Source organism: Streptomyces sp. NPDC058470, assembly GCF_042721055.1.
Lineage (GTDB): Bacteria > Actinomycetota > Actinomycetes > Streptomycetales > Streptomycetaceae > Streptomyces.
The window spans coordinates 1-3,333 of record NZ_JBHXMF010000134.1 but is presented as its reverse complement, the minus strand read 5'-3'; the positions used below and the strand labels follow the sequence as shown (position 1 = coordinate 3,333).

Sequence of the window (3,333 nt, the reverse complement as noted above, 5' to 3'; positions counted from 1 at the left end):
GCAACACCGCAAACCGGCCCGGCCCCTCAAAACCCACCCGCCCCGGCACCGACCCGACATAGTTGGCCAACGCCCCGTGGGTGACCGCGACACCCTTGGGCTGCCCCGTCGAACCCGACGTGTAGATCACATACGCCACCTGCGCGGGTATCACATCCGGGATCTCTGGAGGGGTCACGGGAGCTTCCGCGAGGGAGGCTGCCACGTCCGGGTCGTCCAGGTTCAAGAGAGGGAGTGTCGGTACGGGGGCGGAGCGCAGGAGTTCGCCGAGACCGATGGCGACACTCGCACCGCTGTCCGCCAGCATGAACGCGATCCGCTCGGCCGGCTGCCCCGGATCCAGCGGCAGGTACGCCGCCCCCGCCCGCCACACACCCAGGATCGCCGCGATCGACTCCACACCCCGGGGCAGGCACAGACCCACCATCGACTCCGCACCCACACCCTGCGCCCGCAGCACATGTGCCAGCCGGTTCGCCCGCGCGTCCAACTCCGCGTAAGACACCGGCACACCGTCGGATACAACCGCGATGGCGTCCGGAGTCCGCGCCACCTGTTCGGCGAACAGGTCGGGAACCAGTGCCGCGGGGCCTTCGACCGCCGTGTCGTTCCACTCGGTCAGCACACGGCGGCGGTCACCGGCCGCCAGGACATCGACTGCTCCGACCCGCGCCCGCGGGTTCTCCGCCAGTGTCGACAGGACTCGTACCAGGCAGTCGGCGAACCGTTCCACCGTGCCGGCCTCGAACAGATCCACCGCGCCCGTGACCGTACCGCCGAGGCCGGTCGCTCTGCCCCGCGCGTCGGTGATCTCGCCGACGGACACGGCCAGGTCGTACCGCGCCACCGACAGGCCGCCCGGCATGCCGGAAACGTCGAGGCCGGGCAGGCGCAGGCTCACGGAACCCGTGTTCTGGACCGTGAGCATGACCTGGAACAGTGGGTGGCGGGACAACGACCTGGCCGGTGCCAGTTCTTCCACCAGCCGTTCGAACGGCACGTCCTGGTGCTCGAACGCACTGAATCCGGCTTCCCGTGCTCGCGCCAGCACCTCGTCGAACGTGGGGTCGCCGGACACGTCGATGCGCAGCACGAGCGTGTTGACGAAGAAGCCGACCAGGTCGTTCAGTGCTTTGTCGGTGCGGCCGGCGATCGGTGAGCCGATCGGGATGTCCGTGCCCGCCCCAAGCCGGTTGAGTGCGACCGCCATGGCCGTCTGCATCAGCAGGAACAGGGTGACGCCGCGCTCACGTGCCATTGCGGTCAGACGCTTGTGCACGTCAGCCGGAATCCTCAACTCGGCCTGGTGGCTGCGGTGGGACGACACGTCCGGGCGAGGGCGATCGGCCGGCAGGGCCAACTCCTCCGGGGCGCCGGAGAGGATGTCGCGCCAGTAGGACATCTGTCGGGTCAGCACGCTGTTCGGGTCGTTCTCGTCCCCGAGCAACTCCCTTTGCCACAGGGTGTAGTCGGCGTACTGCACCGGCAAGGGTTCCCAGCCGGGTGCTCGTTCCTCGCATCGTGCGGTGTACGCCACCGACAGGTCGCGCGCGAGAGGGCCCACCGACCAGCCGTCCCAGGCGATGTGGTGCACGACCAGCACGAGCACGTGCTGATCGGGTTCCACCGCGAACAGCCAGGCCCGCACGGGGATTTCAGCAGCGACGTCGAACACGTGCCGTACGGCCCGGGTCACCGCCTGGGTCAGCTCTTCGGACGGCACATCGGTGATCGTCAGCTCGAAACCGGTCTCCTCCAGGGGCAGCACGCACTGATAGGGCTCGCCGTCGGCTTCGGGGAACACAGTGCGCAGCACCTCGTGCCGCTCGATGACATCCCTCAGCGCGGCGCTCAGGGCCGCCCGGTCGAGCGTCCCGGAGAGGCGCAGCACGGTGGGATTGCTGTAGGTGGTGCTGGGACCTTCGAGCTTCGCCTGGAACCACAGCCGACGCTGCGCGAACGAGAGCGGGATCATCGGGACTCCTCCTGGTTGCGCATCGGCCGTAGTGTGGGCCTGGCTGCTGTCCTTCGGTGACTTGCGTGTTCTGCGAGCCAGGTCGCGAGTGCGGCCGGTGTCGGGTGCGCGAAGACCACCCTGATCGGCAGTTCCACGTCCAGTTCGGCCCGCATCTCACTGACCAGCCTGGTGGCCAGCAGCGAATGACCGCCCAATGCGAAGAAGTCGTCGTCGACTCCGACGGCGGGCAGATCGAGTACGTCGGCGAACGCCCTGCACAGGGCTTCTTCCTGCGCCGTCGCCGGTTCGCGGCCCGCGCCGGCCAACGCGGCGAAGTCGGGCGCGGGCAGGGCCTTGCGGTTCAGCTTTCCGTTGGCCGTCAGTGGCAGTTCGTCCAGTGTCACCACTGCCGAGGGCACCATGTAGTGCGGAAGTCGCTCGGTGGCGAACTCCCTTATGCGCAGCGATAGTTTGAGGGCGTTCTCGGCATTGGGCGTCGGCACGGCGTAGGCGACCAGTCGTTTGTCGCCGGGCATGTCCTCGCGCACCAACACCACGGCTTGTGCGACCGCAGGGTGCGAGGCGAGCACCGACTGCACCTCGCCGGGCTCGATGCGGAATCCGCGGATCTTCACCTGCTCGTCCGCCCGCCCCAGATAGTCCAGTTGACCTTCAGGGGTCCATCGCGCCACGTCGCCGGTACGGTACATACGCCCGCCGGGTGCGAACGGCGACGCCACGAAGCGCTCGGCCGTGAGCGCGGCGCGGCCGACATAGCCACGGGCCAACTGGGCCCCGGCCAGGTACAGTTCACCGCCGACTTCCGCCGGCACCGGCCGCAGGTCGGCGTCCAGGACGTACGCCTGGGTGCCCGAGATCGGTGTGCCGATCTCCGGACCGGCGGAGGGTATGTGAGCGAGCTCGGCGGCCGTCGCCCAGATCGTCACCTCCGTGGGCCCGTAGAGATTCGTCACCGAGTGCGCCCGGTGGCACAGTTCTCGTGCCAGACCGGTGGGCAGTGCCTCGCCGCCCACCAGGACGCGTACAGTGCGCAGCTCGCCGTTCTCGGCGGCCACCACACCTTGCCACAGACTTGGCGTGGCCTGCATCACCGTGATGCGGGACTCGAGCACGGTCCTCAGGACGGCGGCCGGGTCCTGTGCCGTGGCCTGCCCGGCGAGCACCAGACGGGCCCCGCTGAGCAGCGGGAGGAAGATCTCCAGTCCGGCGATGTCGAAGCCGACCGTCGTCACGGCGAGCAGCCGGTCCTCCGGGTCGAGCGAGAACCGCCTTCCCATGTCGGCAAGGAAGTTGCTCAGTGCGCTGTGGGGGACGGTGACGCCCTTGGGGCGGCCGGTGGAACCGGACGTGAAGAT

General features: G+C 68.9%; 2 protein-coding genes. Both read right to left on the bottom strand.

Annotated features, from left to right (window positions below):
* The coding region (locus ACFWP7_RS42425; RefSeq protein ID WP_384393957.1) for a condensation domain-containing protein at positions 1–1,975 on the bottom strand (1,975 nt) is incomplete at its 3' end.
* A partial coding sequence (locus ACFWP7_RS42420; protein ID WP_384393953.1) for an amino acid adenylation domain-containing protein occupies positions 1,972–3,333 on the bottom strand: 1,362 nt, incomplete at its 5' end. The genes ACFWP7_RS42420 and ACFWP7_RS42425, both read right to left, overlap by 4 nt.